This window comes from Acuticoccus sp. I52.16.1, from assembly GCF_022865125.1.
Classification (GTDB): Bacteria; Pseudomonadota; Alphaproteobacteria; order Rhizobiales; family Amorphaceae; genus Acuticoccus.
The window spans coordinates 2,274,594-2,297,345 of sequence record NZ_CP094828.1; the positions used below are offsets into that span (position 1 = coordinate 2,274,594).

20 protein-coding genes are annotated in these 22,752 nt (G+C 67.7%); 9 read left to right on the top strand and 11 right to left on the bottom strand.

All coding sequences use genetic code 11. The features are described from left to right. Window positions 1–19: 19 nt before the first annotated feature. Complete coding sequence (locus MRB58_RS10290) at window positions 20–1,159, top strand: PHB depolymerase family esterase (protein ID WP_244781619.1); 1,140 nt, start codon at window positions 20–22, stop codon at window positions 1,157–1,159. 37 nt (window positions 1,160–1,196) lie between these two features. Here MRB58_RS10290 and MRB58_RS10295 read toward each other — a convergent pair whose 3' ends face one another. Further along, window positions 1,197–2,342 carry an AI-2E family transporter gene (locus MRB58_RS10295; protein ID WP_244781956.1) on the bottom strand — a complete coding sequence of 382 codons (1,146 nt, stop codon included), beginning with the start codon at window positions 2,340–2,342 and terminating at the stop codon, window positions 1,197–1,199. 222 nt (window positions 2,343–2,564) lie between these two features. After that, entirely contained in the window at window positions 2,565–3,482 is a 918-nt protein-coding gene (locus tag MRB58_RS10300; RefSeq protein WP_244781620.1) for a transglutaminase family protein, read from the bottom strand. 127 nt (window positions 3,483–3,609) lie between these two features. Between MRB58_RS10300 and MRB58_RS10305 the strand changes: the two genes are divergently transcribed. Continuing rightward, entirely contained in the window at window positions 3,610–4,491 is an 882-nt protein-coding gene (locus MRB58_RS10305; protein WP_244781621.1) for a transglutaminase family protein, read from the top strand. A gap of 331 nt (window positions 4,492–4,822) precedes the next feature. On the opposite strand, the gene MRB58_RS10315 is transcribed toward MRB58_RS10305, so the two are convergent. After that, window positions 4,823–5,497 (bottom strand): L,D-transpeptidase, encoded by a 675-nt coding sequence (locus tag MRB58_RS10315; RefSeq protein WP_244781622.1) that lies wholly within the window; start codon window positions 5,495–5,497, stop codon window positions 4,823–4,825. Between the two features lie 92 nt (window positions 5,498–5,589). On the opposite strand from MRB58_RS10315, the gene MRB58_RS10320 reads away from it, so the two are divergent. The 4 genes from MRB58_RS10320 (at window position 5,590) to MRB58_RS10335 (ending at window position 9,961) form a co-directional block, all read left to right on the top strand. After that, window positions 5,590–6,537 carry a LysR family transcriptional regulator gene (locus tag MRB58_RS10320; protein ID WP_244781623.1) on the top strand — a complete coding sequence of 316 codons (948 nt, stop codon included), beginning with the start codon at window positions 5,590–5,592 and terminating at the stop codon, window positions 6,535–6,537. A gap of 123 nt (window positions 6,538–6,660) precedes the next feature. Next, entirely contained in the window at window positions 6,661–7,110 is a 450-nt protein-coding gene (locus MRB58_RS10325) for a MarR family winged helix-turn-helix transcriptional regulator (RefSeq protein WP_244781624.1), read from the top strand. After that, window positions 7,103–8,869, top strand: a complete 1,767-nt coding sequence (locus tag MRB58_RS10330) for an MFS transporter (RefSeq protein WP_244781625.1) — start codon at window positions 7,103–7,105, stop codon at window positions 8,867–8,869. Before MRB58_RS10325 ends, MRB58_RS10330 begins: the two co-directional genes overlap by 8 nt. A 9-nt stretch (window positions 8,870–8,878) precedes the next feature. Next, the gene (locus MRB58_RS10335; protein WP_371747261.1) at window positions 8,879–9,961 is read left to right on the top strand and encodes an HlyD family secretion protein; all 1,083 of its coding nucleotides are present in this window, start codon (window positions 8,879–8,881) and stop codon (window positions 9,959–9,961) included. Between the two features lie 52 nt (window positions 9,962–10,013). Here MRB58_RS10335 and MRB58_RS10340 read toward each other — a convergent pair whose 3' ends face one another. Then, the gene (locus MRB58_RS10340) at window positions 10,014–11,426 is read right to left on the bottom strand and encodes a short-chain fatty acyl-CoA regulator family protein (RefSeq protein WP_244781627.1); all 1,413 of its coding nucleotides are present in this window, start codon (window positions 11,424–11,426) and stop codon (window positions 10,014–10,016) included. A 110-nt stretch (window positions 11,427–11,536) separates the two neighbouring features. Here MRB58_RS10340 and MRB58_RS10345 point away from each other — a divergent pair, with 110 nt between their 5' ends. Together MRB58_RS10345 and MRB58_RS10350 are read left to right on the top strand one after the other, a co-directional pair. Further along, on the top strand, window positions 11,537–13,069 hold the full coding sequence (locus MRB58_RS10345) for an acyl-CoA carboxylase subunit beta (RefSeq protein ID WP_244781628.1): 1,533 nt from the start codon (window positions 11,537–11,539) through the stop codon (window positions 13,067–13,069). Between the two features lie 8 nt (window positions 13,070–13,077). Beyond that, complete coding sequence (locus tag MRB58_RS10350) at window positions 13,078–15,087, top strand: acetyl/propionyl/methylcrotonyl-CoA carboxylase subunit alpha (RefSeq protein WP_244781629.1); 2,010 nt, start codon at window positions 13,078–13,080, stop codon at window positions 15,085–15,087. Between the two features lie 33 nt (window positions 15,088–15,120). On the opposite strand, the gene MRB58_RS10355 is transcribed toward MRB58_RS10350, so the two are convergent. The 7 genes from MRB58_RS10355 to MRB58_RS10385 form a co-directional block, all read right to left on the bottom strand. Further along, entirely contained in the window at window positions 15,121–15,897 is a 777-nt protein-coding gene (locus MRB58_RS10355) for an SDR family NAD(P)-dependent oxidoreductase (RefSeq protein WP_244781630.1), read from the bottom strand. Window positions 15,898–15,963: 66 nt separating this feature from the next. Then, window positions 15,964–16,668 (bottom strand): ABC transporter ATP-binding protein, encoded by a 705-nt coding sequence (locus MRB58_RS10360; protein ID WP_244781631.1) that lies wholly within the window; start codon window positions 16,666–16,668, stop codon window positions 15,964–15,966. Then, window positions 16,655–17,428: an ABC transporter ATP-binding protein gene (locus MRB58_RS10365; RefSeq protein WP_244781632.1), complete on the bottom strand. Its 774-nt coding sequence runs from the start codon at window positions 17,426–17,428 to the stop codon at window positions 16,655–16,657. The genes MRB58_RS10360 and MRB58_RS10365 overlap by 14 nt, the downstream gene beginning before the upstream one ends. Next, entirely contained in the window at window positions 17,425–18,381 is a 957-nt protein-coding gene (locus MRB58_RS10370) for a branched-chain amino acid ABC transporter permease (protein WP_244781633.1), read from the bottom strand. Before MRB58_RS10370 ends, MRB58_RS10365 begins: the two co-directional genes overlap by 4 nt. A gap of 2 nt (window positions 18,382–18,383) precedes the next feature. Next, window positions 18,384–19,292: a branched-chain amino acid ABC transporter permease gene (locus MRB58_RS10375; protein WP_244781634.1), complete on the bottom strand. Its 909-nt coding sequence runs from the start codon at window positions 19,290–19,292 to the stop codon at window positions 18,384–18,386. An 85-nt stretch (window positions 19,293–19,377) separates the two neighbouring features. After that, window positions 19,378–20,601 carry an ABC transporter substrate-binding protein gene (locus MRB58_RS10380; RefSeq protein ID WP_244781635.1) on the bottom strand — a complete coding sequence of 408 codons (1,224 nt, stop codon included), beginning with the start codon at window positions 20,599–20,601 and terminating at the stop codon, window positions 19,378–19,380. 76 nt (window positions 20,602–20,677) lie between these two features. Further along, on the bottom strand, window positions 20,678–21,643 hold the full coding sequence (locus MRB58_RS10385; protein WP_244781636.1) for a dihydrodipicolinate synthase family protein: 966 nt from the start codon (window positions 21,641–21,643) through the stop codon (window positions 20,678–20,680). 335 nt (window positions 21,644–21,978) lie between these two features. Between MRB58_RS10385 and MRB58_RS10390 the strand changes: the two genes are divergently transcribed. Then, window positions 21,979–22,695, top strand: coding sequence for a GntR family transcriptional regulator (locus tag MRB58_RS10390; protein ID WP_244781637.1), 717 nt, complete (start codon window positions 21,979–21,981; stop codon window positions 22,693–22,695). Window positions 22,696–22,752: the final 57 nt, after the last annotated feature.

Consider the following 22,752-nt stretch of genomic DNA (forward strand, 5'->3'; position numbering starts at 1 on the left):
ACGCCGGCGAAGGACACCCATGAACGATCAATTTGCCGCGGCCCTGCGCCAGGCCACCGCCGCGGTGCGCGACGGCCAACCGGGCGAGGCGACGGCCATCATCCGCTCCGCGCTCGGCAGTGGCGAGGCCGATATGCGCGAGGCCGATCCTCAAGCCTCGCCCGCGGGCGGCGGCCGACGGAGCCGGCGGGGCCGTGGTCCCGAGCGGCCGACCCATCCGCTCGGCAAGGTGGTGGAGACGCTGATGTCGCAGCGCGGCCGGACCCTCGCCCCGGCCGACCCCGCCGTGCCGCCGACGCCCGACGACGCGGAGTTCACCTCGCGCGGGTACGACGGGCCGGACGGGCACCGCGGCTACCGGCTCTTCAATCCCGATCCGGCGCTCGGCAAGGCGAACGGGCTCATCGTCATGCTGCACGGCTGCCATCAGACCCCGGACGACTTCGCGGCCGGCACGAACATGAACCGCCTCGCGGCGATGCACGGCCTCCTCGTCGCCTATCCGGGTCAGCCGAGGCGGGCGAACATGGCGGGGTGCTGGAACTGGTTCGACCCGAGCCATCAGCGCCGCGGGACCGGGGAGCCGGCGATGCTCGCGGGCCTGACGACGGAATTGCGGGACGAGTTCGGCATTCCGTCCGACCGGGTCTTCGTCGCCGGACTCTCGGCCGGCGGCGCGATGGCGGCCGTGTTGGTGGCGACGTACCCGGAGCTCTTCGCGGCGGCGGGGATCCACTCCGGGCTCGGCTACGGCGCGGCGTCGGACGTGATGTCGGCGTTCTCGGCCATGAATGGCGGCGGTGGCCCGCTGCGCGCGGCGGAGGCCGCCGATGTGCGCCCGCGGCTGATCATCGTCCACGGCACGGCCGACACCACCGTGGCCCCGAGCAACGCCGCGACCATCTTCAATGCGATGGAGGACCTCCTGCCCGCCGTGGAGCGCAACGTCGAGCGCGTCGCGGGTCCGCCGCACGGGCGACCGGAGGTTGTCCACCGGCTGGAGCAGGGCGGCTCGATCGTCGCCGAAATGCGGATGGTGGACGGGATGGGCCATGCCTGGTCGGGCGGCTCGGAGGCCGGTTCCTACACGGATCCGGCCGGCCCCGACGCGTCCGCCGCGATGGTACGCTTCTTCCTCGCCCAGGACGGACGACCCTAGTCGTCCGGAAACGACGGATCTCCGCTTGTCGCGGAGGTCACGTCGCTCGGTCGTCGGGCTCCCCGCGCGCTCCGATGGGCCGGGGCGCAGCGGCGTCGATCTCGTCGGGTTCGCCGCCGGACAGGAACGACCCCAGACCCGCGAGGCTCGGGACGAACTGGCAGATGACGTTGAGGACGACGAGCAGTGGGACGGCGACGATCATCCCGACGATGGACCACAGCCAGGCGAACAAGGCGACGGCGATGAAGACGATCACCGTATTCAACTGAAGCCGCTGCGAGACGAGGTAGGGCGTCACGACTTGTCCCTCGGCCGACGTGAGGGCGAGGTAGGTCGCGCCGACCAGGATCGGAACGACGAAGCCGTCCATCGAGACGAGCGCCACGAGGGTTGCGACGAGCACGCCCACGACCGCGCCGACATAGGGGATGTAGTTCAGGACGAACGCACCGACCCCGAAGAGGATCGGCGCCGGCATCCCCCACGCCCACATCGCGCCTCCCACGGCGACGCCGAGCCCGGCGTTGATGAGCGTGATGGCGCCGAGATAGTGTCCGAGGCTCGTCTCGATCGCATGCATCGCCGACAGGGCTTCTTTGCGCTGTTCCGTCGCGGCAAAGCTCTGCACGATGCGGCGATAGAGCAGCTCCCGCGAGGCGAGTGCGAAAAATAGCAGGACGATCGCGAAAATCAGCTGGCCGAAGACCGCCGGTGTCGTGATCGCGATGCTGGTCAGCATTCCCGAGCCGTCACCTTGGGTGGTCGCGACGGTCGCGTCCGGCTTCGGGCCGCCGATCGACAGCGAGCTCAGTCGGGAAAACGCGTCCTGAACGTCCGTGAGGGGGCCTTGCAGGGCGGCGAACTTGGACTGAAGGGCGGCAAGGATCGTCGGCGCGTTGTCCACCGCGGTCGACAACGGCACGGCAAGCACGACCATGGCGACCACGACGCCGACGAGCAGACCGAGGGTCACCAGCATGGCGGCGACGGCCTGCGGGATCCCCACGCGCGCCATCGCGCGGCAGACCGGCGTGAAGACGAAGAATAGCAGGATCGAAAGGGTCAGCGGCATGAGCAGGCCACGGGCCAGCGTGATCGCCGCGAAGAGCAGGATGATGAAGACGCCGACCATGGCCCAGCTCGGCTGATGCCGCACGATCGAGATCTGTTGAGGTTGCATCGGCACGCCGCGCCTCGTTGCCTTGTGCGCATTTACTGCGCGGGATCCATCGAGGGAGGAAACGCCGGGGAGTGGCCCGCCGATCCCCTCACGACATCGAATTTGGATGCATCGGCCCGCCCGACGCGATCGCGGCCCGCCCGGCCCGTTTCACGCGCCGTGGGCCGCGGCGGCGCCCCGTTCGAGGGCCGGCGCGTCGGGACGGGGCCGGGCCCGACGTCGCTATCCGGCGCCGATCCCGTTCTGTGCCGGGAACGCCGGATTCGCCGGCGCGAGCGTCAATGCTTCGACATCCGGGTGGCGGCCGAGCATCGCCTCGAGTTCGCTGTCGGTTCCGCCCGCGACCTCCTCGGTCCACACCTTGAAGAGCTTCAGGTCGTAGGCGCCGAACGTGGTCATCATGGCCCCGTCCGCCGCATCCCGGCCGCGAACCATCAGAATGCGCCCGATGCGGGGAATGTTGTGGCGCGCGTCGAAGGTGTGCCACCGATCTCCGAGGTAGATTTCGGTCCACGCGCTGAAGTCGCCGGGGCCCGACGGGGGAACGCCGATATCGCCGAGGTAGCCGCTGGCGTATCGGGCCGGGATACTCATGGCCCGGCACAGCGCGATCATCAGATGCGCGAAGTCGCGGCACACGCCGGTGCGCTCCTTGTAGGCCTCCGCCGCCGTCTTCGTCGGACGGCCGAAGCCGTAGCCGAACGTCAGGTGGTTGTGCACGAAGTTGCTGATCGCCTGCACGCGGCCCCAACCCATCGGCGTGCCTGCGAACAGGCGCCACGCTTCGTCGCTGAGGACGTCCGACTCGCAGTAGCGGCTCGCCATCAGGTACGGCAGCGTCTCGGGCGGCAGATCGGCCACCTCGTGCTGTGCCGCGTTCCAGTCGTACGGATCGGGTGCGCCGTCGGCGTCGGCTATGCAATCGGTCGACAGTCTGAGAGGACCGGCGGGGGCGTGCAGCCGGACGAGCCGATTGCCGAACGGATCGAGGATATCGTCGACCGGAAGGTCCGGCTCGATCTTCAGGCGGTCCGATCCGATGATGCGCCCGGTGTAGGCCGAGTGCGGTGACAAGCCGAGAATCAACGTCGTGGGTGTTTTGCAGGTCAGTGCGATCTCAAACCCGAAGCGGATATACATTCGTTACCTTTCCATGCCCGATGCATAGTCTTTCCTCAATCTGAAATTCCAAGCATTGTTCTTTTTGCATTGCGCCAGATATAGGAGTTCAACTGCAGAAAAAGGCAAGTGGCATGGAAATACGATTGTGAGCACCCTGTCGATCTCTCACAAGACGCGGTATTCGTATGATCGCCCGGTCGAATTTGGGCCGCATGACCTGATGCTCCGGCCCCGTGATGGCCATGACATGCGGATTTTGGAGTCGAGCTTGACCGTCTCGCCCCCCGCGGACGTCGGGTGGGCCTATGACACATTCGGTAACTCCGTGGCGCAGCTGACGTTCCACGAACCGGCTCAGGAACTGGTGATCGCCAGCCAGCTCCGGCTGCGGCGATACGCATTCGACGATCCGCTCGTGCGCATCGGTCGCCGTGCGGGGGCGCACCCGCCGCAGTACGCTCCGGACGAGGCGTTCGACCTCGCTCCGCTGCTCGCGATCGACCGGCCGCGGGACGCCGACGTCGTCGAGGCCTGGATCTCGGCGGCCCTGCCGGAACGGCCGGAGGGAAGCGCCGAAACGCTGGGCGCTCTGTCGATGGCGGTCAACGAAAGCTTCGTCTACCGGCGCCGGGAGGAGAAGGGCGTGCAATCTCCGGCCCAGACCATCACGACCGGCAGCGGCACGTGCCGCGACTTCGCCTTTCTCTTCATGGAGGCGGCCCGCTCGCTGGGGTATGCCGCGCGCTTCGTCACCGGCTACCTGTACGACCCGGCCGCCGACGCCGCGGATGCCGAGCGCATGACGGGCGGCGGCGCCACCCACGCCTGGGCGGACGTCTTCCTGCCGGGTGCCGGCTGGGTCGAGTTCGACCCGACCAACCGGATCGTCGCCAGTCGCAACCTCGTCCGCGTGGCAACCACCCGGACACCGGCGCAGGCGATCCCCGTCAGCGGCACCTTCCGCACCATCGGCGGCGGATCACAGACGTCGATGGAAGTGGAGGTGGCGGTACTTCGCGTCCCTTGAGGTGCCGGCCGCCCGCTGCATCCCACCAGCGGGCGCGGCGCGGTCGGCGGAAGCCGGGACGCCGGGTCGCCGGGTCGGGCCTGGGCGGTGGGCCGCACGACGATGCTGCCGACGTCCACGTCCCGCGGCTGCTCCATGGCGAACTGGATCGCACGGGCGATCGCGTCGGGCGGTATCGCGACGGCCTGGCTATCGCCGAGACCCTGGCGCGCAGCCGGATCGGCCGCGCTTTGCACGCGATCCATGCGGATGTGGGAGAGGACGCCGTCGACTTCGTGGCGGCCCCGGCATGCAACATCGGTCGTGCATTCGGCTTTTATGGTGCCCGGTCTCAGCTCACGGCGTGCGAGAGATTCGGCAGCACGACGACGCGCGTGCCGAGGGGGACGCGGGCGTAGAGGTCGATGATGTCCTGATTGAAGAAGCGGACGCAGCCCGAGGAGACCATGGCCCCGATCGATCGAGGTTCCGTCGTTCCGTGCAGACGGTACAGCGTGTCGCGGCCGTCGCGGTAGAGATAGAGCGCCCTGGGTCCGAGCGGATTGCCCAGACCGCCGGCAAGCCCGTCGGCATATTGCGCATAGCGCTCCGGCTCACGGGCGATCATGGCGGGGGTGGGCGTCCACCGGGGCCATTCGGCCTTGCGGTCGATCGTCGCCTCGCCCGCGAAATTGAACGCCTCCTGCTTGCCGACGCCGATCCCGTACCGCAGCGCCCGGCCGCCCGCGAGCACAAGGTACGCATGGCGTGCCCCGAGATCGACGACGATCGTGCCGGCCGGCTGGCCGGTCGGATTTTCGACCTCCTGGCGGAGGAAGCGAGGGTCGACATGGCCGATATCGACCGCGGGGATCGCAAACGGCTCCGTGTCGATGGCGGCGTACATCTCGGCGTAGCGGACCCGCGTGAGGTGCGTCCGCTGCGCGGCGAGGTCCTCCTCGCGGGTGACGCACGCAGCGAGAGCGAACGGGGTGGTGAGCACGAAGGCCCGTCGGCTGAAGATCATGAGTGCCTCCACTTGTGCCGGGCACATGCGTGGAGAGACAGTGGGATGTCCATCGGCTATATGTTTCTACGGTCTATAGCCAGGAGTTATGAATGGACCTGTCCCTCGCCCTGCGGGCCTTCGTCCGGACCGTCGAACGTGGCTCCATCAGCGCCGCCGCTCGGGATCTGTCGGTGTCGCAGCCGGGGGTCAGCAAGCACATTCGCAATCTCGAGGAGCATGTCGGCGCGCGCCTCCTGGAGCGCTCCAATCGGATCGTGCGGCCGACCCCGCTCGGCCAGACCCTCTACGAGGCGAGCCGGCAAGGTCTCGCGACCATCGACGCCGCGCTGGAAGGCGTGCGCCGCGACATGGGCGCCGTGGAAGGACTGCTGCGCGTGCACGCGCCGACCTGCATCGGCGCCAAGCATCTCTACCCGCTCGTGCTCGACTTCCAGGAGCGCTATCCGGCCGTCGCCGTCGACCTCGCGCTGGAGAACCGCACGGTCGATCTCGTCTATGAGAACTTCGACCTCGCACTCCGCCTCGGGCGGCCGGAGAGCCAGGGCCTCATCGTTCGCCAGATCGGCATCGTCCGGCGCATCCTCGTCGCCACTCCGGAGCTTCTGGCCCGGATCGGGCCGATCGACACGATCGAACAGCTCGCCGAAGTGCCCGTGGTGAGCATGCTGTCGATGGCGCCGCCACTCGACACGCTGACGCTGTACCGAGGCGGCACGGCATGCGAGGCGCGCATCAACCCCATCCTGCGCACCAACAATCCCGATGTGGTCGTGCAGACGCTGATCGCGGGGCGCGCGGTCGGCCCGGTCCAACCGCTCCTTGTCCCCGACGAACTCGCGGACGGTCGGCTCGTGCGGATCCTGCCGGAGTACGAGCTGCACGCCTCCGACGCCTTCTTCGCCTATCCGTCGGTCCGCTTCATGCGCCCCGTCGTCCGGGCCTTCACGGATTTCGCCATCGCGCGATTGCGCGCGGTGGCGGGGATGGCCGTCACGGCTGCGCCAGCCGGCTCGCCGAGCGCTGCGGCGCGCGCATAGAGGGGTCACGCAAACGACGCAGGACCACACTTGCCCGGGGTCGTTCACCCTGATAGGTAGCTTTGCATCTGATAGCTATGCACCTTTATATATGCCTCTCCGTGGCTCCGCTGGGTCGTGATTGTGAGCTTGATCGAGACGAATACGACGAGTTTTCTGCAGGATCTGGCCACCGCGGCGCGCAAGCTGCGGAACCTGTTCGACTCGCGGGCGCGCGAGAGCGGGATGACGTTCGCGCGGGCTCGCCTCATTCTCCATCTGGAGCGCAAGTCTGGCGCGAACCAGGCAGAGCTTGCGGAAGCCATCGAGGTCGAACGCCCGACCATCGCACGCCTGATCGACGGGCTGGAAAAGGTCGGCGTCGTCGTGCGCGCGCCGGCAGAGCATGATCGCCGCGCCCGTGTCGTCACGTTGACCGACGCCGGGCGCACGCAGGCGACGAACCTCGTCGAACTGGCGGATCGCTTGCGCGAGGACGCTCTGGACGGGATCGACCCGGCCGACCTGCAGGCCGCGCAGCGCGTCGTCGCGAAGATCCTCTCGAACCTCGCCGCGATAGCCTGCGATGAATGACCATGCACCCGCCTTGCTCGATGGTCGACATCGAGGCGAGATCGCTCTCGCCGAGGAGACGCATGAGCGAGGGCCGCACGCCGCAAGTGCCGCCCCGGCTCCCCCGCCGCCATCGATCGACGCGAACGACGACGGCTCGCCGCCGCCCAGCGAGGCCGCCGTCGCGCCGCCGACGCCCGGGTTCCTGCTCGTTCCCGTCCCGCGCGCCGCTGGCTACGTCTTCACGGCGCTGGTTCTGGCGCTCGCGCAGGGGTTCGGGCAGAGCGTCGTTTCGGCGAACCTGCAGCAGCTCCAGGGCTCGTTCGGTGCGACCCAGGCCGAGACGACCTGGCTGACCGCGGCCTACCTCGCGCCGAATGCCTCGCTCAGTCTGGCGCTCATCAAGATCCGCACACAGTACGGGCTGCGAAACTTCGCCGAGCTCGCGATCCTGGCGTTTCTCGGCGCGGCGGTGCTCAATTACGCCGCCGCCGACCTGTCGTCCAACCTCGTGGTGCGGTTCGTCAGTGGGTGTGCCGCCGCGCCCATGACGACCCTCGCCTTCCTCTACATGCTGGAGCCGCTGCACGCGCAACGCAAGATGACGGTCGGTCTCTCGCTCGCCCTGACGCTCATCTTCATGGGCTCGCCGCTGACGCGGCTGGTCTCGCCCCACCTCCTCGACGTCGGGCTCTGGCACGGCCTCACGGCGCTCGAAGTCGCGTTGGCCATGGTGGGGCTCGGCTGCATCTACCTTTTCCCGCTCGCCTCGCCGCCGCGCGAGAACGTCATCCACGCGGCCGACATCGTCAGCTTCTTCCTGATCGCGATCGGGTTCGGCTGCGCGACGGTCGCGCTCATCCTGGGGCCGGTCTACTGGTGGCTGGATGCGCCCTGGATCGGGTGCCTCCTGGTGGTCGCCGTGGCCGCCCTCGCGATCGCGGTCGTGATCGAGCTCAACCGGGATCATCCGCTCATCGACGTACGGTGGCTCGCGAGCCCTTCGGTCCTGCACTTCACCGCGGCGCTGCTTCTCTTTCGGATCGTATTGTCGGAGCAGACGTCGGGCGCGCCGGGCCTGTTCCGGGCGTTCGGGCTGGCGAACGAGCAGACGCGAGATCTGAACGCGATCATCCTGGCGGCGACGGTCGCCGGGGGCATCGCCTGCGCCATTTGGATGAAGCAGGGGCGCGAGCGCATCTTCCACGTGATCGCGTTGCTTCTCATCATCATCGGCGCGCTCATGGACGCGAACGCCACCAGTCAGACGGCGCCGCGACAGCTCTTCCTCAGTCAGGCGCTTCTCGGCTTCGCCTCGGCGCTCTTCATGCCCCCCGCGCTTCTGTCCGGACTCATGTCGGCGTTGGCGAAGGGGCGGGACTACATCCTCTCCTTCGTCATCGTCTTCCTGGTCACGCAGAAGCTCGGCGGCACGCTCGGCAGCGCCATCTTTTCATCCTTCGTCAAGGTCCGCCAAGCGCTTCACTTCGAGCGGCTCGGCGAGGCGATGAGGCTGACGGACCCCGCGGTGGTCGAGCGGCTCGCACTCCTGGGCGGCGCATACCGGCCCGCGATCGCCGATTCCGCCATGCTCGAGGCCAACGCGGTGCGCGTCCTCAGCGGCCAAGCGAATCTGGAGGCCACCGTGCTCGCCTACAACGACGCCTTCCTCGTCGTCGCCGCCATCAGCGCGACCGCACTTCTCGCGCTCCTCGCCCACATCGCGATCGACTGGCTGCGTGCGCATCGCGCGCCGCCGGCGGCGCAGCCAACCGCATGACGTTCACCTATGCTCTCGCGTCTGACCCGCCTCGTCGCTACCGTGTTCGCCGCCGCTCTGGGGTTGGCGGGCGTCCTCGCCGTGCTCTACGCTTGGCATCTGCCGCCGTTCACCTCCACCGTGAAGCTGACGGAGGACGCCACCGTGCGCGGCACGGTGACGACTCTCGCCCCCGAAATCGCAGGCCGGGTCGCCGAGGTCAGGGTGGTGGACTTCCAGCCGGTCTCGGCCGGCGATGTCCTCGTGAAAATCGAGGATGCCAGCTACCGCGAGAAGCTTGCCCAGGCCGAAGCGGCCGTCGCGATGCAGAAGGCCGCCCTCGCCGGGATCGCACAGGACAAACTCGTCGCGCAGGCGCGGATCTCGTCCGCCGAGGCGGGGGTCCATTCGGCAAAAGCCCAGCTCGAGGTCGCGCAGGACAATCTCGATCGCGCGCAGCAGCTCCAGAGCCGCGGCGTCACCACCGCCCGTGCCGCGCAGGAGGCCCGCCTCGCCCGCGATCAGGCGAGCGCGGCGCTCGAACAGGCGGCGGCCGATGCGGAATCGGCGCGCCAATCGCTCGCGGCGCTCGCGGCGACGCGCCAGTCGCTCGAGGCGGCCGTTGCCAACGCCGAGTCCGCCGTCGAGATCGCCCGCATCAATCTCGCCGATACGCAGATCAAGGCGCCGACAGACGGTCGTCTCGGTGAAGTCGGTGCACGTGTGGGACAGTACGTCACCCCGGGGACGAGGCTCGTCTCCCTGGTGGCCAAAGACGTATGGGTCGTGGCGAACTTCAAGGAGACCGAGGTGGCGGACCTCGTCGTCGGCCAGAGGGTGACGATCACGGTCGATGCGCTGAACGACATGCAGATCAATGGGACGATCGAGCGGTTCTCACCGGCGATGGGCTCGGAATTCAGCCTGCTCCCGTCCAGCAACGCGACCGGCAACTTCATCAAGATCACGCAACGTCTGCCGATCCGCATTGCGATCGAGCGCACGCAGCCGGCGTATGACCTCCTGGCGCCTGGCATGTCGGTCGTGGCACGGGTCGAAACGGCGCCGCCGGCTCCCGAGCCGGCCGTTGCGATGCGCCGCTCCCGGCGCTGAACGTGACCGCCGCCGCCGCCGCCGCGATCGCGGGTCGTACGGCGTCCGGGCGTCAAAACCTGTACGGGACCACCTCGCGGCGCTGCGGATCGATCGACAAGCGGCGTTTCAGTGGCGGGACCGCGCGCTGGTGGCAGTCCGATCGCTCGCAGATCCGGCACGAGACGCCGATCTTCTCGTAGGCCGGCGCGTGATCGGTGGCGAGGTCGTCCGCATAGACGATGTCCGCGGCATGGCTGGTCTCGCATCCGAGCGCCAGCGCATAGGTCCGCACGGGGTCGCGGAACCCGCCGGAGCGTTTGGCGACGGCCACTGCCAGGCAGAGGTAGCGCCGGCCGTCGGGCGTCTCGCCGAGCTGTCGGATGATGCGGCCCGGCATCGTGAACGCCGAATGCGCGTTCCAAAGCGGGCAAGCCGAGCCGAGCCGCGCGAAATGCAGCTTCGTCGCCGAATGGCGCTTGGTGATGTTGCCCGCCTGGTCGAGCTTGGCGAAGAAGAACGGCAGGCCGCGCGCGCCCGGCCGCTGGAGGGTCGAGAGGCGGTGGCAGACCTGCTCCAGGCTCGCCCCGAACCCGTCTGACAAGAGCGCGAGGTCGTGCCGTAGTTCGCGCGCGGTCGTTGCGAAGACATTGTACGGCAGCAGCGCCGCGCCGGCGAAGTAGTTGGCGAGGCCGATGCGGCAGACCGCCTCGGCATCCGCCGTCGACAGAGAGGCCGCGTCGACGATACCGTCGATGGTGTCGCGATGCTCCATCAGGGCGATCTGGTGCGCGATCTGGAATGTCTGGGCGGATCGAGGGGCCCGCGGATCGAGGTGCAGCGTTCCGCTGGCGCGATCGAAAACCCGCATCAATCCCGGCGGCAGGTCGGCCACGACGCGCCCCTTGTGGACGCGCTCGAAGTGGGCGGAGAAGAGCGCGACACGTTCGCCGTGAGTGGCCCCCTCGCCGAGCGAGGCCGCCAGCGCTTCCGCCGCCTCGTCGAGCGCGGGAATGTAGTTGTCACGATAGTGGAAGAAATCGCGCACCTCGTCGTAGGGCGTCGGCGTGGTCTCGGCGCCGGCGCGCGCCAGCGTATCGTCGATCTCGGCGAGCTGCTCGTTGGAGCGGCGCAGCGCCTGATGCACCGAGATCAGCGCCCGCGCGACACCGGGAGCGCTGCGGACCACGGCGCGCAGCTCCGCGGCCGGCGGCGCCTCTCCGCGCACCAGGGGATCGGCGAGCGCCTCGGCGACGTCGGCGAGCAGACGCGCATCGTCGTCGTGCGACAGCTCGGCGATGTCGACGGAGAATTTCTGTGCCAGCCCGAGCAGCACCGGGACGCTCACATGCCGCTGGTTGTTCTCCATTTGATTGAGATAGCTCACGGACACGCCCAGCGCCTCCGCGAGCGCGGCTTGCGTCAAGCCGCGCTCCAGCCGGATCTGCCGCAGCTTCACGCCGATGAAGTGTTTTCGCTCGCGCATTTGCAACTTCGCTATTGGCATTCCGCAAATTTGCTACCATCGCGGTGCCACAGCTTCAATCGTGAGTCGGCCCTCGCCATGCCGTAAGGCTGCGCGGGGAGGACCGCTGTATGCACGACGTGATCGAACAGCTCGAACGCCGCCGGCAGGAGGCGCGTGCGGGGGGTGGCGCGCGGCGCATCGAGGCGCAGCACGCGCGGGGCAAACTCACCGCGCGCGAGCGTCTGGACGTGTTGCTCGATCCCGGCTCGTTCGAGGAGTACGACACCTTCAAGACCCATCGTGCGACCGACTTCGGCATGGCCGAGCAGATCGTCCCCGGCGACGGCGTCGTCACCGGCTGGGGCACCATCGGCGGTCGCCCGACCTACGTCTTCAGTCAGGATTTCACCGTCTTCGGCGGCTCGTTGTCCGAGACGCACGCGGAGAAGATCTGCAAGATCATGGATCTCGCGGTTCAGAACGGCGTGCCGGTCATCGGCCTCAACGATTCGGGTGGCGCGCGCATCCAAGAGGGCGTCGCATCGCTCGGCGGATATGCCGAAGTGTTCTGGCGCAATGCACAAGCATCCGGTGTCATTCCGCAGATCTCGGTCATCATGGGACCGTGCGCCGGCGGCGCGGTCTACTCTCCCGCCATGACGGACTTCATCTTCATGGTGGAGGACACGTCCTACATGTTCGTCACCGGCCCGGACGTCGTGAAGACCGTGACCGGCGAGATCGTGACCGCCGAGGACCTCGGCGGCGCGGCCACCCACTCCCGGAAGAGCTCCGTCGCCGACGGCGCCTTCGAGAACGACGTGGAGGCACTCGTCGAGGTCCGCCGCCTGTTCGAGTTTCTGCCGCTGTCGCGGCGGGAGGCGCCGCCGCGGTTCGAGACGGCGGACGACCCGCAGCGCATCGAGCCGAGCCTAGACACCCTCGTTCCGGACAATCCGAACGTGCCGTACGATATGGCCGAGCTGATCGAGAAGATCGCCGACGAGCGCGACGTCTTCGAGGTGCAGAAGGCCTTCGCCGGGAACATCATCACCGCCTTCATCCGCCTCAACGGGCAGACGGTGGGGGTGGTCGCCAACCAGCCGATGGTGCTGGCCGGCGTGCTCGACATCGACTCGGCCCGCAAGGCGGCGCGTTTCGTGCGCTTGTGCAACTGCTTCAACGTGCCGATCCTGACGCTGGTCGACGTGCCGGGCTTCTTGCCGGGGACGACCCAGGAATTCGGCGGCATCATCAAGCACGGCGCCAAGCTGCTGTTCGCCTACGCCCAGGCGACCGTGCCGCTGGTCACCGTCATCACCCGCAAGGCCTACGGCGGCGCCTACGACGTGATGGCGTCGAAGCACATCCGCGCCGACGTGAACTACGCGTGGCCGACGGCGCAGATCGCGGTGATGGGCGCCAAGGGGGCCGTCGAAATCCTCTACCGCTCGGAGTTGAGCGACGCGGACCGGATCGCCGCGCGCACGAAGGAATACGAGGACCGCTTCGCCAACCCGTTCATCGCGGCGCAGCGCGGCTTCCTGGACGAGGTGATCATGCCGCATTCAACCCGCCGCCGGGTGATCCGCGCGTTCGAGATTCTCAAGACAAAGCGGGTCGGTGAGCCTGACCGCAAGCACGACAACATCCCACTCTGATGGCCGCCATGTTCGAGAAGATCCTGATCGCCAACCGCGGCGAGATCGCCTGCCGCGTGATGGCCACCGCCCGCCGGATGGGCATCGCGACCGTCGCGGTCTACTCCGACGCCGACCGCGAGGCGATGCACGTCCGCATGGCCGACGAGGCGGTGCGGATCGGTCCACCCCCGGCGAACCGATCCTACCTTTTGGAGGACGAAATCATCGCCGCCTGCGAGGCGACCGGCGCCGAGGCCGTCCACCCCGGCTACGGCTTCCTGTCCGAACGCGCCTCCTTCTGCGCGAGACTGGAGGCGTCCGGCGTCGTCTTCATCGGCCCGAAGCCCCGCGCCATCGAAGCGATGGGCGACAAGATCACGTCCAAGAAGATCGCCGCCGAGGCGGGGGTGAGCACGGTGCCGGGCTTCATGGGCCTGATCGACGGCGCCGATCATGCGGTGAAGATCGCGAGAGAGATCGGCTACCCGGTGATGATCAAGGCCTCCGCCGGCGGCGGCGGCAAAGGCATGCGCGTCGCCTACTCGGACGCCGAGGCGCGCGAAGGGTTCGATCTGTCGAAGAACGAAGCCGCCTCGGCGTTCGGCGACGACCGCATCTTCATCGAGAAGTTCGTCGAGGAGCCGCGGCACATCGAGATCCAGGTGCTGGCGGACGCGCACGGGAATGCGATCTACCTCAACGAGCGCGAATGCTCGATCCAGCGGCGCAATCAGAAGGTCATCGAGGAGGCGCCGTCCGCCTTCCTCGACGCGGCGACCCGCCAGGCGATGGGTGCCCAGTCGGTCGCCCTCGCTCGCGCTGTGGACTACCAGAGCGCGGGTACCGTCGAATTCATCGTCGACCGGGATCGCAACTTCTATTTCCTCGAGATGAACACGCGCCTCCAGGTCGAGCACCCGGTGACCGAGCTCATCACCGGCGTCGATCTGGTGGAGGAGATGATCCGCATCGCCGCCGGGGAGCGGCTGCGCCTCTCGCAGTCCGACATCGGCATTCACGGCTGGGCGATCGAGAGCCGCATCTATGCGGAGGATCCGTACCGCAATTTCATGCCGTCCACGGGGCGGTTGGTGCGATACGTGGCGCCAGCCGAGGGACCGACCGCGAGCGGCGCCACGATCCGCAACGACACCGGCGTCGCCGAGGGCGCCGAGATCTCGATGTTCTACGACCCGATGATCTCCAAGCTCTGCGCCTGGGCGCCGACCCGCGAGCACGCCACCGACGCCATGGCCGACGCGCTCGATGCCTTCGTGCTGGAAGGGATCGGCCACAACATTCCGCTGCTTGCCGCAATCTACCAGCACCCGCGGTGGCGCTCCGGCGACATCTCGACCAGGTTCATCGCCGAGGAATATCCGGACGGCTTCAGCGGAGCGTCCGCGGACGCGGCGACGCTGCGCCGGCTCGCCGCCGTCGCGGCCCTCGTCGAGCGCGCCTCCATCCGGCGGCCCGTCGGCGCTGCGACCGTCGGCGGTCTCCTCAACCTCGCGGGGGCGGAGGGCGAGCGCGTCGTGGTGCTGGGGACGGGCACGCACGCGGTCGTACTGGCGAGCGATCGGGACGGAACCCGGGTGACGGTGGACGGGGAGGACCTCGGCCGCGTCGACTTCGCCTACACCCGCGGCGCGCTGCACGCGTTCGCGCGGTTCGGGGAGGCGGGGAGCGTCGTGCGCGTGGACACGGTGGCGGGGGGCTGGCGACTGCGCCTGCGGGGTCTCGACCTCGTGGCGCGGGTCCACTCGCCGCACGTCGCGGAGCTCGCCGCGATGATGCCGGAGAAGATCCCGGCCGACACCTCGAACCTGCTGCTGTGCCCGATGCCGGGCGTCGTCGTCTCCCTCGCGGTGGCGGAAGGCGATGCGGTTCAGGAGGGTCAGGCGCTCGCCGTGGTCGAGGCGATGAAGATGCAGAACGTGTTGCGCGCGCAGAAGGCGGCGCAGGTCAAGCGCATCCCCGTGAAGGTCGGCGAGAGCCTGGCCCTCGACGCCTTGATCATGGAGTTCGAGAGCTGACGCGGCGACGGAGCACCGCGCCGACGGCGCGGCTCAGCGCGAGGTCATCGCGTTGGCCGCACTGTTGCCGGAGCGGCCGAGGTTGGCGGACAAGCCGCCGTCCACGAGAAGATTGACGCCGCTGATATAGGCCGCCTCGGGTCCCGCCAGGAAATGGATGGCGCGGGCGATGTCCTCGGGCCGGCCGACCCTTCCCAGCGGGATGTCGCGGCCGCGCTGGTCGCGCTTGGCCGGATCGTCGTAGGAGGCGCTCGTCATCGCCGTGTGGGTCGGCCCCGGCGAGACGCCGTTGCAGCGGATACCGTCCGGCCCCCATTCGGAGGCGATCTGGCGCACCAGCATCAGCAGCGCCGCCTTGCTCGCGCTGTAGGCACCGAGCGGCACGGCGGGATGCTCGGCCGCCGTGGACACCGTCGCCACGATTGCGCCGCGGCTCTCCTTGAGGAGCGGATAGGCCGCCTGCGCGAGTAGGAACGTCGCGCGCGCGTTCACGGCGAACAGGCGGTCGAATTCGGCGCCGCTCAACTCGGCGAGTGCGAAGCTGTGGATCGCGCCGGCGTTGCTGACGAGCGCGTCGAGACCGCCGAAGGCGGCACGCGCCGCGGCGATCACGCCGGCCGGTGCGGCGGGGTCGGCGAGGTCGGCGACGTGGGTCGAGACCCGTCCGGCGCCGCCCAGCTCCCGCGCGGCCGCATCGAGGCGCTCGCCGTCACGGTCGACGAGCAGGACGCCCGCCGCGGGCGAGGCCGCGAACAGCCGCGCCGTGGCCAGGCCGATGCCGCTGGCGGCTCCGGTTATGATCGTTCTCATGTCGTCCTCCGCCAGATCGCCGTGTCCCGCGGCGGCACTCCGCCGCCCGCCGCGGCGACCGCGCGTTCAGGTTCCAAGGTAGGCTTCCCGCACGCGCGGGTCGCGGCGCAGCTCGTCGGAGGGGCCGCGGACGGCCAACTCGCCATTTTCGAGGATGTAGCTGTAGGAACTCATCGCCAGCGCGAGCTGTGCGTTCTGCTCCACCACTAGCAGCGTCAGCCCGTCCCGGTGGAGGTCCGCCAGCACCTTGAACACGCTCTCGACGAGAACCGGCGAGAGGCCGAGGCTCGGCTCGTCGAGGAGGAGGAGCTTCGGCCGTGCCATCAACGCGCGACCGATCATCAGCATCTGCTGCTCGCCGCCCGACAGCGTGCCGGCGTGTTGCTTGCTGCGCTCCTCGAGCCGGGGGAAGATGTGAAACACGCGCTCGAGGTCCTGCCGCACCGCCGGGTCGCGGCGGCGCAGCCACGCTCCGAGGATCAGGTTGTCGCGGACGCTCAGCTCCTGGAAGATCTCGCGGCCTTCCGGCACCTGCACGACGCCGCGCTCGACGATCCGCTCCGGCGTCAGCGTATCGATCCGCTCGCCCTCGAAGGTGATCTGCCCGTCGCGCACCGGAACGATGCCGGAGATGCAGTTGAGCGTGGTCGACTTGCCGGCCCCGTTCGCCCCGAGGAGGGCGACGAACGTGCCGCGCTCGACGTCGAGCGACACCCGGTCCAGCGCCTGGATCGCGCCGTAGTTGGCGACGATGCCCTCAACCCGCAGCATAACCGCTCCCGAGATAAGCTTCGACGACTTCGGGATTGGCGCGCACCTCGGCGGGGGCTCCCTCGGCAATCTTCCGACCAAAATTGAGGACCGTGATGCGATCGGCGATCGCCATCACGAGCTGCATCACGTGCTCGACGAGGAGGATCGTGATCCCCTCCTCGCGACAAAGCTGCGTGAGGAGATCGTCGAGCGCGGCGATCTCGCGGTTGCGCAGTCCCGCTGCAGGCTCGTCGAGGAGGAGCAGCTTGGGCTTCGAGGCGAGCGCACGGGCGATGTCGAGCATCTTCTGGTGGCCGAAGTCGAGTTCGTCGGCCCGTGTGTCGCGGTAGCGCGAGAGGTCGGTGCGCTCGAGCAGCGCATCGGCCGCGTCGATCGCCTCCTTCTCGGCCGTCGCACGACGCCGGCCGGGCAGGAACGGGTTGTAGGAGGGGATGCGGCTGCTCATCCCGACGAGGACGTTCTCGATCACGGTGAGCTGGCCGCACGCCTCGATGTTCTGAAACGTGCGGGCGACGCCGAGCCTTGCCAGCGCCTCGGGCGGGCGGCGGGTAATCGGGCGGCCGTCGAACATGATTTCGCCGGCGGCGGTGGCGTAGACGCGCGAGATCGCGTTGAAGGCGGTCGACTTGCCGGCGCCGTTCGGGCCGATCAGTGCGGTGATGGAGCCGCGCTCTACATCCATCGAAAACCTGTCGAGGGCGGTGAGACCGCCGAAGCGAACGGTGACGTCCCGGAGCGAAAGGAGCGCATCGGTCATGGCCGACCTCCCCCGGCGAGCTGCTTGACGAGGTGCCACACCCCGTTGGGCATGAACATGATCGATCCGACCAGGATGACGCCGTAGACGACCTCCTGCCAGACGACGACATCGCTCATCGTGGTGCGCAGAAGCTCCGGCAGAAGCCCGATGACGACGACGCCGAGGAGGGTGCCCGGCAGGGAGCCCATGCCGCCGACCACGAGCATCGAGAGCAGCAGGACCACGGGGGCGAAGCCGAAGTTGTCCGGATGGATGAAGGAGTTGAACATCGTCAGCATCCCGCCGGCCAGTCCGGCGTAGGCGCTGGAGATGGTGAACGCGGCGATCTTGGTACGGCGCACGCTGATGCCCGAAACCGCCGCGACGTGCTCGCTGTCGCGGATCGCGGTCAACGAGCGGCCGAGCCGCGAGCGCATGAGGTAAAGCGTCGCGACGATGGTGAGGGTCAGGATGATCGCGAGGGTGCGGAAGGCCATGCGATCGGATTCGATCGGGAGGCCGAAGATGTCCGCTCCGCCGGGGCGGAGCCCGTCCGGCCCGCCCGTCACTGTGATCCAATTCTGGAAGATCCAGTGGGCGGCCTGCGCGAACCCGAAGGTCGCAAGGGCGAGGTAGATGCTTTTGAGGCGGGTCGCGGGGAAGGCGATCAACGCGCCGACGGCCGCGCAAATCAACATGCCCGCCGCGACGCCCAGCAGCGTCGTCACGCCGAAGTTCAGCTTCAGCGCCGCGGTCGTGTAGGCGCCGATGCCGAAGAACGCGATGTGGCTGAAGGCGAATTGTCCCGCCCGGCCGACCAGGATGTCGAGCCCGATCGCCAGCACGGCGTACATGGCGAGCGTATTGAGGATGTAGAGTTGGTACTGGTTGGCGACGAGCGGGAGGAGGCATCCCGCGACGATGAGCAGCGCGGGCCCGATGAGGTGCGCGCGAGGGAGCGGTCCGAACATACCTAGACTTTTTTGACCGAGCTTGACGACCCGCCGAACAAGCCCTGCGGGCGTGTGACGAGCACGATCATGATGACGAGGAAGGGGGCGACGGCGAGGACGTTCGAGCCGAGCGTAAACCCGATGATGTTCTGCAGCACGCCGACGGTGATCCCGCCGACGATGGCCCCAGGGAGGTTGGAGAACCCGCCGATGACGGCGGCGGCGATCGCGAACATCATGATGTTGCCCATTTCCGGCGTGATCAGCAGCTTGGAGCCCAGGAGGACCCCGGCGAGGCCGGCGATGCAGGCGCCGACCGCCCAGACGATGGCGCGCATCCGGCCGATCGGAATGCCGACGAGGACGGCCGCCCGCGCGTTCTGGCTGGTCGCCTGCAAGGCTTTGCCGATCAGCGTGCGGCTGAAGAAGAACCAGAAGCCGGCGATGATCGCGATCGTCACACCGACGACGACGATGTCCTGCCGCGGGATGACCAGCTGGCCGATGAAGATCGGCGGCCCGCGCCACACGGTGGGGAGCCGGTAGACGTCGTCAGAATAGGGGCTGACGCGAATGAGGCCCTTGATGATGTAGGAGAGGCCGAAGGTCGCGATGACGATCGGAATGAGCGCGGCATCGCGCGTGCGGCCGGCGTTGCGCCGCACGATGGTGATGATCGCCGTCCGCTCGAATGCGACGCCGACCGCGAACATCGCAATCCCGACGACGAGGAAGGCGACGGCATAGTTGGCATCCGCCGACGTCAGCAGAAACAGGCCGAGATAGGCGCCCGCCATCACGAGATCACCGGCGGCGAAGTTCACGGCTTCCGAAGACTTGTAGACGAACACGATCGATACGGCGACGAGAGCATAGACGCATCCTGTCACCACGCCGCTGACGGCGGCCTGTAGTAATCCCTGCCACATCCCTGGTGTGTCCTGCTTGTGTTCGGCCGACGCGGCCGATCGAAGGGGACGGCCGACGGTTTCGCCGCCGGCCGATTCATCGAGTTCAGTTCAGGGCAGGGCTGTCCGGCGGGACGATCTGGTCCCACTCGTAGACGTCGGGCATCCGAGTCAGGGTCTCGCCGTCGTACTTGAGAACGACCTGGCCGCGCATGGCGTCACGCCGATCCGGGCCGAATTTGATGTGGGAGACCATGATGCCGGAGTCGAAGTCCACCTGCTCCAGCGCGTCGACGAACTTTTCGCGTGTCAGGTCGCGGCCGGCCAGTTCCAGTGCCTTGACGACAGCCATCGCGGACGGGAAGCCGTAGGGCATCGTCAGGGTCGGCGTGTCTCGGTCCGGATTGTACTTGGCGAAGAGGTCGTAGAACGGCTTCAACTCGGGGCCGCCGAGCGGGCCGGCGAGGGGGACGGTGTAGTAGAAGTTCTCCAGCGCACCGTTGTCGCCGACACTCTTGGCGAACACCTCCGGCGCGGAAGAGACGCCCTGGATCGCCGAGACGATCGGAAGGTCGAGGCCGTATTCATACGCCTTCTGCACGACGAGGATGGTCGGCGCCGGGTAGGTCGCGAGCATGAGCACGTCCGGCTTGGCCGCGCGGACGTTGACGATCGGCACGGTGACGTCGGTGGCGTTGTTCGGCACCACCTCGTAGGCGACGAGCTCGGCTCCACCCTTCTCGACGACTGCCTTGACGAACCGGTAGGCGGCGCGGCCCATGTCGTCGTCCGGGCCGATGAGCGCAAGGCGCTTGCCCTTCAGTTGCTCGGTGGAGAAGCTCACCACCGCGGCCATCGTCGATCGCTGGGTGCCGGGGATCGAGCCGAACTGATAGCGCGTCGGCGGGAAGACGGCCGTGTCGCCCGAGGCGTTGATGAAGACGTGCGGCACCTTCTCGCGGTTGACGAGGTCCTGCAATGCGACGACCGCACCGGAACACGCCCCGCCGTTGAGGAGGAAGACGTTGTCGACCGCGATCAGCTTGCGGGCGACGGCGTTCGACTCGGCCGGGACGCACTTGTCGTCCTCGATGACCGTGCGGATCTTGCGGCCGTGGATGCCGCCGCGCGCGTTGACGTCCTCGTAGTAGGCACGGGCGGCGTTGAGCGGGTCGGCACCGTTGACCATGAGCGGACCGGACAGTGCGGAGAACATCCCGATCACGATCTCGTCGTCGGTGACGCCGGGCTCGGCCTGGGCCGGCCACGGCGCGACGGCCAGTGCGAGCGCCGCGCCGAACAGGAGCGTACGGATAGGCGTTTTAGACATGCGTTTCCCCTTTATGTTTTGGCTTTTTATGGTTGCGCGGGAGGCTGCGTGCCCTGACCCGCGCAGCCCTCCGAGACTACTGCGCGGCGTGCAGGATCTGTTCGCTCGGCAGCAGGCCATTGGCCGCCAGCACGTTGCGTGCGTTCTCCTTTTCCGCCTCGGTCGGCATGGTCAGCGGCGGGCGGACGGGACCGGCGGCGAAGCCGTAGAGCGAGGTGATGTACTTCATCAGCGTCGCGTGATGCGTGCCCTTGGCGAGATACTTGCTGTGAAGCTCGTTCGCGACGCGCAGGATCTTGTCCAGCGACTTGCGTGCGGCGTCCATGTCGTCGCTCTCGATCGCTGCCCAGAACTCGGCGCAGTTCGGCTTCTCGGCCGTCTGCATGTAGATCGGCCGGGACGAGCCGATGATGAATTTCGGCGTCACCTCCGGGAAGGCCGTCTTGCCGAAGAAGTAGTATTCCTCGAGCGGCGCGCTGACCTCGACGAGGTGGCCGGCCGTCTGCATCATCGCCGAGAAGCGGTCGAGCGAGAACGACGCCTCTTTGACGGCGACGACGGTCTCGATCTCGGCGATCTTCGCCATCAGCTCGGGAGTGATGTAGAAGCCGAGCTCGGCGAAGGTCGCGGAGTAGGCGCACAGGCCGATGTCGAGGCTGTCGGCGACTTTCTTATAGTATCCGAGGATGCCGTCGTCGTTGCGCGGGCCGTAATACGGCGGCCACACCATGACGAGATCGGCGCCGCAGGACTGTGCATGCTTGGCGAGGTCGATCGTGTCCTTGTAGGAGGTGTGGGAGACGTTGACGATGGTCGGAACGCGACCGTTGGCCTCCGTCAGCATCGTCTCGGTGACGCGTTTGCGCTCCTCGAGCGTCTGCGTCCAGAATTCCTGGTAGAGCGAGCCGATATAGAGCCCGTTGACACCCGGCAGGGCGAGGTAACGGTCGACGTTGGACCGGATCCCCTCGATGTCCAGTTCGAGATCCGGCTTCAGCGCGGTGGTGGTGGTTACCGAGTAGCCTCGGAGATTGTCTTTCACCCACTGCTTAGCTTCGGAGCGACTGTATTTCATAACTCACCTCCTTCGTATCGTTGATGATCCTGCACCGAGCTGCGGCCGGCCGAACGGCGGACGAGCGCCGGCCGACGCCGCGCGACTATCAAGAGATTTGAAGAATCCGGTGCGAATTCCGAGAACGGCGGCCGTTGCGGCTGCCTGCCATCCCTAAAGTCGTTTCTCTTTCTGCGTTGAGAGTCACGCTAACATGCGCGCCTTTAAGTACCAACATATTTTTCGCGCGCAGAATGAGAAGCTACGATTTCCGGCGGTGGTGCTAACGTGATAGCTGCCGCGGTGAAGATTTTGAGGACAAGATGCCAACTCCGCTGTGGAACCAGGTCGCGACGACGATCAAGGAACGGATCGAGCGCGGCGAGTACGAGGTCGGCAGCGTCCTGCCACGCGAAGTCGACCTCGCCAGCGAACTGGCGGTGAGCCGCAACACCGTGCGCGAAGCGTTCCGTCACCTCGCCGACGCCGGTATGCTCGACCGTCGGCGGCGGGCCGGGACGCGAGTGATGATGAAGCACTCGAAGTCGAAGGTGCGGCTGGACCTCGACCCGCAGGCCTCGCTGCTGCGGCTCAGCCAGCGCACCAAGCTCGTGGTGCAGCGCCGGGTCGAGGGTCCGCTGACGTCCGAACTCGACGCCGTCTGGTCCGACGCCGGCGACGAAGCGTGGCATCGCGTCGACTGCCTCCGCGTCTCCGAGGACGAGCAGCCCCTGTCGTGGACGCAGATCTACCTCGCGCCGGATCTCGGCGAGCTTTCCCGGCTTGTCGGCGGGCGCTCCGGACAGCAGTTCCGTCTGATCGAGGAGCATCGCGGCGAGCAGATGACGCGCACGAAAACCATGCTGCTTCCGATCAAAGTCAACGCGGCGCTCGCCCGGACCCTCGAAGTCCCGCACAACAGCCTCGCTCTCAAGGTGATGCACGGCATGATCAACGAGGATGGAAACTGCCGCGAGATCGTCGTCAGCGTCTATCCCGTCGAGCGCTACGCGTTCGAGCTGGCCTTCAGCCTGGAATAAGTCGCCGCAACGGGCCGTTGATCGAAGCGTCGCACGTCAATATGTTCCAACATATTG

Excerpts from the sequence above, each read along its gene's own strand:
- MRB58_RS10290 (WP_244781619.1), top strand. The coding sequence starts at position 20 with ATGAACGATCAATTTGCCGCGGCCCTGCGCCAGGCCACCGCCGCGGTG.
- MRB58_RS10295 (WP_244781956.1), bottom strand. The coding sequence starts at position 2,342 with ATGCAACCTCAACAGATCTCGATCGTGCGGCATCAGCCGAGCTGGGCC.
- MRB58_RS10300 (WP_244781620.1), bottom strand. The coding sequence starts at position 3,482 with ATGTATATCCGCTTCGGGTTTGAGATCGCACTGACCTGCAAAACACCC.
- MRB58_RS10315 (WP_244781622.1), bottom strand. The coding sequence starts at position 5,497 with ATGATCTTCAGCCGACGGGCCTTCGTGCTCACCACCCCGTTCGCTCTC.
- MRB58_RS10320 (WP_244781623.1), top strand. The coding sequence starts at position 5,590 with ATGGACCTGTCCCTCGCCCTGCGGGCCTTCGTCCGGACCGTCGAACGT.
- MRB58_RS10330 (WP_244781625.1), top strand. The coding sequence starts at position 7,103 with ATGAATGACCATGCACCCGCCTTGCTCGATGGTCGACATCGAGGCGAG.
- MRB58_RS10335 (WP_371747261.1), top strand. The coding sequence starts at position 8,879 with ATGCTCTCGCGTCTGACCCGCCTCGTCGCTACCGTGTTCGCCGCCGCT.
- MRB58_RS10340 (WP_244781627.1), bottom strand. The coding sequence starts at position 11,426 with ATGCGCGAGCGAAAACACTTCATCGGCGTGAAGCTGCGGCAGATCCGG.
- MRB58_RS10345 (WP_244781628.1), top strand. The coding sequence starts at position 11,537 with ATGCACGACGTGATCGAACAGCTCGAACGCCGCCGGCAGGAGGCGCGT.
- MRB58_RS10350 (WP_244781629.1), top strand. The coding sequence starts at position 13,078 with ATGTTCGAGAAGATCCTGATCGCCAACCGCGGCGAGATCGCCTGCCGC.
- MRB58_RS10355 (WP_244781630.1), bottom strand. The coding sequence starts at position 15,897 with ATGAGAACGATCATAACCGGAGCCGCCAGCGGCATCGGCCTGGCCACG.
- MRB58_RS10360 (WP_244781631.1), bottom strand. The coding sequence starts at position 16,668 with ATGCTGCGGGTTGAGGGCATCGTCGCCAACTACGGCGCGATCCAGGCG.
- MRB58_RS10365 (WP_244781632.1), bottom strand. The coding sequence starts at position 17,428 with ATGACCGATGCGCTCCTTTCGCTCCGGGACGTCACCGTTCGCTTCGGC.
- MRB58_RS10370 (WP_244781633.1), bottom strand. The coding sequence starts at position 18,381 with ATGTTCGGACCGCTCCCTCGCGCGCACCTCATCGGGCCCGCGCTGCTC.
- MRB58_RS10375 (WP_244781634.1), bottom strand. The coding sequence starts at position 19,292 with ATGTGGCAGGGATTACTACAGGCCGCCGTCAGCGGCGTGGTGACAGGA.
- MRB58_RS10380 (WP_244781635.1), bottom strand. The coding sequence starts at position 20,601 with ATGTCTAAAACGCCTATCCGTACGCTCCTGTTCGGCGCGGCGCTCGCA.
- MRB58_RS10390 (WP_244781637.1), top strand. The coding sequence starts at position 21,979 with ATGCCAACTCCGCTGTGGAACCAGGTCGCGACGACGATCAAGGAACGG.